This is a genomic window from Mesorhizobium sp. M7A.F.Ca.CA.003.01.2.1 (assembly GCF_003998945.1).
Classification (GTDB): Bacteria; Pseudomonadota; Alphaproteobacteria; order Rhizobiales; family Rhizobiaceae; genus Mesorhizobium; species Mesorhizobium ciceri.
Map to the genome: position 1 here is coordinate 1 of NZ_RZRA01000213.1, position 6,637 is coordinate 6,637.

At 62.0% G+C, this 6,637-nt stretch carries 8 protein-coding genes; 7 read left to right on the top strand and 1 reads right to left on the bottom strand.

Annotated features, from left to right (window positions below):
* Positions 1-474: LysR family transcriptional regulator (locus EN969_RS11355; RefSeq protein WP_127419131.1), on the bottom strand; the 474-nt coding region annotated here is incomplete at its 3' end.
* Positions 475-584: 110 nt separating this feature from the next.
* Here EN969_RS11355 and EN969_RS11360 point away from each other — a divergent pair.
* The 7 genes from EN969_RS11360 to EN969_RS11390 all read left to right on the top strand — a co-directional run.
* Complete coding sequence (locus EN969_RS11360; RefSeq protein WP_013532471.1) at positions 585-1,124, top strand: hypothetical protein; 540 nt, start codon at positions 585-587, stop codon at positions 1,122-1,124.
* Positions 1,103-1,414, top strand: a complete 312-nt coding sequence (locus EN969_RS35975; protein WP_244514285.1) for a hypothetical protein — start codon at positions 1,103-1,105, stop codon at positions 1,412-1,414. Before EN969_RS11360 ends, EN969_RS35975 begins: the two co-directional genes overlap by 22 nt.
* A gap of 114 nt (positions 1,415-1,528) precedes the next feature.
* Positions 1,529-2,410: a DMT family transporter gene (locus tag EN969_RS11370; RefSeq protein ID WP_244514286.1), complete on the top strand. Its 882-nt coding sequence runs from the start codon at positions 1,529-1,531 to the stop codon at positions 2,408-2,410.
* Complete coding sequence (locus EN969_RS11375; protein WP_013532468.1) at positions 2,403-2,606, top strand: hypothetical protein; 204 nt, start codon at positions 2,403-2,405, stop codon at positions 2,604-2,606. Before EN969_RS11370 ends, EN969_RS11375 begins: the two co-directional genes overlap by 8 nt.
* 162 nt (positions 2,607-2,768) lie before the next feature.
* Complete coding sequence (locus EN969_RS11380) at positions 2,769-3,218, top strand: MucR family transcriptional regulator (RefSeq protein ID WP_013532467.1); 450 nt, start codon at positions 2,769-2,771, stop codon at positions 3,216-3,218.
* A gap of 124 nt (positions 3,219-3,342) precedes the next feature.
* Positions 3,343-5,220: an ABC-F family ATP-binding cassette domain-containing protein gene (locus EN969_RS11385; protein ID WP_013532466.1), complete on the top strand. Its 1,878-nt coding sequence runs from the start codon at positions 3,343-3,345 to the stop codon at positions 5,218-5,220.
* A gap of 82 nt (positions 5,221-5,302) precedes the next feature.
* Positions 5,303-6,637, top strand: a 1,335-nt coding sequence (locus EN969_RS11390) for a molybdopterin-dependent oxidoreductase (RefSeq protein WP_164758220.1), incomplete at its 3' end; no start/stop codon positions are given.

Genomic DNA, 6,637 nt, shown 5'->3' on the forward strand with positions numbered 1-6,637 from the left:
GGACTGCAGCCCGTGAAAGTGACCGTCGCCATAACGGATTTCGAGATCGAATTCCGAGGCCGTGAACTCATGCGTCGCGTACGAAGTCGAGACCCGCATCACGATATCGGGATATTGCTGCTGGAACAGCGGCAGGCGCGGAAACAGCCAGCGTGCCGCAAAGGTCGGCAGCACCGATATTTTTAGCACATGCTCCTGCGATTGTCCGGTCGCTTCCATGCTGGCGGCCACGATTCGCTCCAGCGCCTCGCGAACGCGCGAGACATAGGTCTCGCCCTCCGGCGTCAACGACACCGCATTGCCGCCGCGCTGGAAAATCTTGAAACGAAGCTGATCCTCCAGGCTTTTCACGCGCTGGCTGACCGCTGAAGCGGTAATAAACTGTTCTTCACCGGCGCGCGTGAAATTCCCGTGCCGCGCAGCACTTTCGACGATTTTCAGCGAATTGAGGTTGACCTGACTGAGCAGACGCACGGTTTCGACCTTAAGCTTGGCTTACACTAGCACCAGCATTCCTAATTTTACAGGGGTGGGTGAATTAATCGACTGTTTACCAAGTGTTGCCCCCATCCTGGAGAAGTACAATGAACGCCCACACCATTCCCGAACTGCGTTATGCGATGAGCCGCGAAGCCATTATCGGCCATGAAACCGCCTGGAAAGTGTCGAGTTTCGGTGTCGCGCAATATCTGCACGGCTATGACCCGGCACTGCTTGCCGCGATCGAGGAGGCTGCCCTGAAGCTCAAGGCCAGCCATGCCGTGCACAAGCACCTCGATCTGACCTTCATCACCGGGGCCGACCGTTACATCCCCGAGATCAGGGAATTGCTGCATGACAAGCTGCGCCTGGAGCGGCTGTCCGACATGATGGGCACCAAGCTGGAGCCCTATCCGCTGTCGATCGTCGGCTCGACGGTCACCTTCATGAATCCAGGGACGGCGCCGTGGAGTGGCATTGCGATGGCGTTCCGGTCACCGAGCTCATTCCGCTGTCGATCAGCAATCCGCTGGTCGGCGGCCACCTCGAAATCTATTGCGACGACTCCGAAACCGGCCGCGCCATTCTCGAATCCGGCCGCGAGATCCCGCGCAACAGTGTCATGCGCATCGATCACAAGATGAACTACGCGACGCTCGGCCAGTTCCTGGGCGTCCTGCATCGCACCGCGCCGATCCGGTTCGGCGAGCGCGTCACGCTGGTGCTCAACCAGCGCTCGGTGGCCAAACCCTATGTCGACGACAACAGAATGTTCTATCTCGCCGCCGACAATGACCACGACCGTGAGTGGGTCAGCGAACTGGCCGAAGATGTCTGGACCAACCAGCTCCCGGCCTACCGTCGGTTCGAGGCGGAGCATCCCGTGCCCGCCGCCGTCGATGCTCCGGTTCCGGGCGGAGCCAGGGAATCATGATAGTGAACCATGATCCCGAAAAGTCGGAACCGGTTTTCGGACAGGATCATGGTCGAACAGCAAAATAGAATCCCATGCCGATTGTTTCGGCAGGGATCCGGCTCGATATCCGCGTTGGTCTTCGCTGCCGGTGCGGTGGCGTTGTGGTCCACCAATGCCCTGGTCGGCAAATCCCTGCTGACCGGCCACCCGGTGTCGCAGGTCCAGTTCCTGCAATTTGCAGGCGCTGCACTCGTCTTCGCCGCCATCCGATTGATGAGCCGGGCCATCCGATTGATGAGCCGGGAAAGAGTAGCACCGGTCACGGCCGGGGCGGCGCTCATCTCTCTCGCGGTCGGCTTCATCGGCCTGGTCGGCACCATGGTGCTGCAATACATCGCCTTCGCTTCGATGCCGGTGATCGAGGCCAATCTGGTCGCCTACACCTGGCCGTTGATGGTCGCGGCGGCAGTCATTGCCTTGGAAAATCCGCGGCGTCCGGCACTGTTGGGTCTCGCCGCGGTGGTAGGCTTCATCGGCGTCGCGCTGGTGATTTCGGGAGGGCGCAACCAATCCTGGCTCGACGGCGATCTGGTCGGGTATCTCGCCGCATTCGGGTCGGCGCTGTGCATGGCCTTCTATTCGATCATGGTGGGACGGGTCGCCACCCCAGCCGATCGCCTGTTGCTGCCCTCATCGTTGATCGGCGTCGCTTTGACGTTTCTGTGGTGCGCTCGCGACGGTTTCACCTGGCCCATCGGCGCGGACCTGGCTCTCGGCCTTTATCTCGGCGCCGGTCCGATGGGCTTGGGCTACTATTTCTGGTCGCGCGCCTTGAAGCTTGAAGGCAGCGGCAGGGTCGCGGTGGTCGCCTATCTCACGCCGATCGCCTCGACCCTGCTTTTGACCTTGTCCGGCGAACGGCTGACGGTGACGGCCATTGTCGGAGCCATTCTCGTCATCGGCAGTTGTGTCGCGGTCGGTGTGGAACGTTCGGAGGCCGAAAACCATGTTTGACGAGAATGAGCGTCTGGCCATTCAGGAAGCGCATTGGCTGATCGACGAATTCGGCGTCGAGGCACCGCTTTACGCCGCGATGAGGGCCGAAAAGGCGATAGAACAAAAGGATTTGGCGCGCTGCGCCCGCTGGAAGCGTATTCTGGAGATATTGGACGAAAGTCCTGCCGCTAAGTCTGCTGGTTCCAAGTATTAGATTTTCTAATTTGCACGGCGTCGATTTCGCATGAATGCTATTTTGGCCGATTCTTCATTCTTTTATGAGACTTGGCGGTCCGTTGGGGGACGCGGTTAAAGAGATACATCGACACAAGTCTTCGCTGGGGTGGAGGATTTTGTCGCAAATAAGGTGAAAGAATTGTCAAATATCGATGATAAGACCGTTATCGAGCTGACGGCCGATATTGTCTCGGCCTATGTAGGCAACAATCCCCTTCCGGCTTCCGGCCTGCCTGAGTTGATTGCCAGCGTCAGTGCTTCGGTTCGCAAGCTCGCTGGTGCAGTTGTCGCGGAAACTCCAAACCTGGTTCCGGCAGTCAATCCGAAGAAGTCGGTGTTTCCCGACTACATCATCTGCCTTGAGGACGGAAAGAAGTTCAAGTCGCTCAAGCGGCATCTGCGGACCGACTACGGCCTAAGCCCGGACGACTATCGGGCCAAATGGGGCTTGCCGCCGGACTATCCGATGGTTGCGCCGAACTACTCGGCGACGCGATCGGCGCTGGCAAAGTCGACGGGACTTGGCCGCAAGCCGGCAGCAGCGCCGGCCGCTGTCGCCAAGGCAACGAAGCGCAAGGCGACTGCCTGAGAGCAGGCAAGCCACCGTTCGGCTGCTTTGACGGCGCCCTCGCGGGCGTCGTTTCGAGGCCTTGTGCGGCCAACTGGCCCGCAAGGCCTTGCGAAGCGTTGATGTCCGGTGCAAAAGCGCGGCCATGCTGATCATCAACGACCTATCGCTCCGCATGGCCGGACGCCTGCTTCTCGACCATGCCTCGCTGACCTTGCCAGCCGGCACCAAAGCCGGCCTCGTCGGCCGCAACGGTACCGGCAAGACGACGCTGTTCAAGGCCATTACCGGCGATTTCCCGTCCGAGACAGGCTCGATCAGCCTGCCGAAGAGCACCCGCATCGGCCAGGTGGCGCAGGAAGCGCCAGGCACCGAGGATGCGCTGATCGAGATCGTGCTCAAGGCCGATCTCGAACGCACGGCGTTGCTCGAAGAGGAAAAGACGGCGACCGATCCGCACCGCATCGCCGACATCCATATGCGGCTGGCCGACATCGACGCGCACTCAGCCGAATCCCGCGCCGCCACCATTCTCGCCGGCCTCGGCTTCGATGACGCTGCGCAACGGCGTCCGGCCTCCTCCTTTTCCGGCGGCTGGCGCATGCGCGTGGCGCTCGCCGCGGTGCTGTTTGCCGAGCCCGATCTGCTGCTGCTCGACGAGCCGACCAACTATCTCGATCTTGAAGGCACGCTGTGGTTGGAAAACTACGTGTCGAAATATCCGCACACCGTGCTTTTGATCTCGCACGACCGCGACCTGCTCAACCGCGCCGTCAACTCGATCGTTCACCTCGACCAGAAGAAGCTGACCTTCTGGCGCGGCGGCTACGACCAGTTCGAGCGTCAATACACCGAACAGAAGGAATTGCAGGAGAAGGGCCGCGTCAAGCAGGAAGCCGCGCGTAAGCACATGGAATCCTTCGTCGAACGGTTCCGCGCCAAGGCCTCCAAGGCGAGACAGGCACAGTCGCGCATCAAGGCACTGGAAAAGATGAAGCCGATCGCGGCCCTGGTGAACGACTCGGTGCGGCCGTTCTCCTTCCCCGAGCCGGTGAAGACGGTGGCCTCGCCGATCGTGGCGCTGAACAACGTCAATGTCGGCTACACCGAGGAGCAGCCGATCCTTAAGAAGATGACGCTGCGCATCGACGCCGACGACCGCATCGCGCTGCTCGGCGCCAACGGCAACGGCAAGTCGACCTTCGCCAAACTGCTGTCCGGCCGGTTGAAGCAGGAGAGCGGCACCATGACGGTGGCGCCCGGGCTGAAGGTGGCGATCTTCGCTCAGCATCAGCTCGACGATCTGCGGCCGGACGAAAACGCCTACGAGCATGTCCGCCGGTTGATGCCGGAGGCGCCGGAATCGAAGGTGCGCGGCCGCGTCGCCCAGTTCGGCCTCACGACCGAGAAAATGAACACCGCCGCCAAGGATCTTTCGGGCGGCGAGAAGGCGCGGCTGCTGATGGGCCTGTCGGCCTTCGAGGGGCCGAACCTGTTCATCCTCGACGAACCGACCAACCATCTCGACATCGACAGCCGCGAATCGCTGATCCATGCGTTGAACGAATTCCCTGGCGCCGTCATCCTGATCTCGCATGATCGCCATCTGCTCGAGGCAACCGCCGACCGGCTGTGGCTGGTCAAGGACGGCGCGGTCAACCCCTATGACGGCGATCTGGAAGACTACAAGACGCTGGTCACCGGCGTGTCCGGCGACCGCCGCGGCAAGCGCGAGGCGGAAAAGGCGTCAAAGGCCGACCGCCGTCGCGATGCGGCGGCACGCCGCGCCGCCTTCGAGCCGCTGGCCAAGGAAATCCGCGCCACCGAAGCGCTGATGGACCGCATCCGCAAGCGCATCGACGGCATCGAGGACGAACTGTCCAATCCGGCGGTGTACGAAAAGGATCCCTCGACAGCGACCCGGCTGGCCAAGGAGCGCTCGCAACTGGCCCAGACGCTGGCCGGCCACGAGGAAAAGTGGCTGTCCATGTCGGCAGAGTATGAAGAAGGCACGGCGGAGTGATTACGCAATCTCCCCACAAGTGGGGAGATTGGCTAATCATCTGGCCCTACACGCGCCCTTTGAAACCCGCTAGTCTTGCCGCATGAACCAGCACGCCAAGCTTCGCATCGGCCATTCGGCCTGTCCGCATGATTGTCCTTCGACCTGCGCGCTCGAGGTCGAACTGCTCGACGGCAATCGGATCGGCCGCGTCCATGGCGCCAAGTCCAATAGCTACACCGCCGGCGTCGTCTGCGCCAAGGTTGCGCGTTATGCCGACCGCGTCCACCATCCCGACCGTTTGCTGAAGCCGCTGATCCGCGCCGGCGCTAAGGGCGACGGCACCTGGAAGGAAGCGAGCTGGGAGGCCGCGCTCGACCTCGTCGCCGAAAAGTTCATTGCGGCCGAGGAGAGGTACGGCTCGGAGACGATCTGGCCCTACTACTATGCCGGCACGATGGGGCTGGTGCAGCGCGACGGCATCGACCGGCTGCGCCACGCGAAAAAGTATTCCGGCTTCTTCGGGTCGATCTGCACCAATCTCGCCTGGACGGGCTGGATGATGGGGGCCGGCGCCTTGCGCGGGCCGGACCCGCGCGAGATGGCGAAATCCGATTGCGTGGTGATCTGGGGCACCAATGCGGTGGTGACCCAAGTCAACGTCATGACCCACGCCATCAAGGCGCGCAAGGAGCGCGGCGCCAAGATCGTCGTCATCGACGTCTACGAAAACGCGACGATGAAGCAGGCCGATCTTGGCCTTGTGCTGAAGCCAGGCACCGATGGCGCGCTGGCCTGCGCGGTCATGCATGTGCTGTTCAAGGAGGGCATGGCCGACCGCGCCTATCTCTCGAAATACACCGACGACCCGAGAGGGCTGGAAGCGCATCTCGAGACGCGCACTCCGGCGTGGGCGGCCGGGATCACGGGCCTGACGGTTGCCGAGATCGAGGCCTTCGCCCGCCTCGTCGGCACGACCAAGAAGACCTATTTCCGCCTCGGCTATGGTTTTGCACGCCAGCGCAATGGCGCCGTCAACATGCATGCCGCCTCGTGCATCGCGGCTGTCACCGGCAGCTGGCAATATGAGGGCGGCGGCGCCTTCCATTCCAATTCCGGCATCTTCAAGCTCAACCAGGATGTGCTCGAAGGCACCAGGATGCGCGATCCCTCGATCCGCTATCTCGACCATTCGCGCATCGGCCCGGTGCTGACCGGTGCCAGCGATGCGCTCTATGGTGGCCCGCCGGTGACGGCGATGCTGATCCAGAACACCAATCCGGTGAATGTCGCGCCGGAGCAGCGGCTGGTGACGCAAGGCTTCCTGCGCGACGACCTGTTCACTTGCGTGCACGAGCAGTTCATGACCGACACGGCCAAGCTTGCCGACATCGTATTGCCGGCCACGATGTTCCTCGAGCACGACGATGTCTACAAG

Excerpts from the sequence above, each read along its gene's own strand:
- EN969_RS35975 (WP_244514285.1), top strand. The coding sequence starts at position 1,103 with ATGCGCATCGATCACAAGATGAACTACGCGACGCTCGGCCAGTTCCTG.
- EN969_RS11360 (WP_013532471.1), top strand. The coding sequence starts at position 585 with ATGAACGCCCACACCATTCCCGAACTGCGTTATGCGATGAGCCGCGAA.
- EN969_RS11385 (WP_013532466.1), top strand. The coding sequence starts at position 3,343 with ATGCTGATCATCAACGACCTATCGCTCCGCATGGCCGGACGCCTGCTT.
- EN969_RS11375 (WP_013532468.1), top strand. The coding sequence starts at position 2,403 with ATGTTTGACGAGAATGAGCGTCTGGCCATTCAGGAAGCGCATTGGCTG.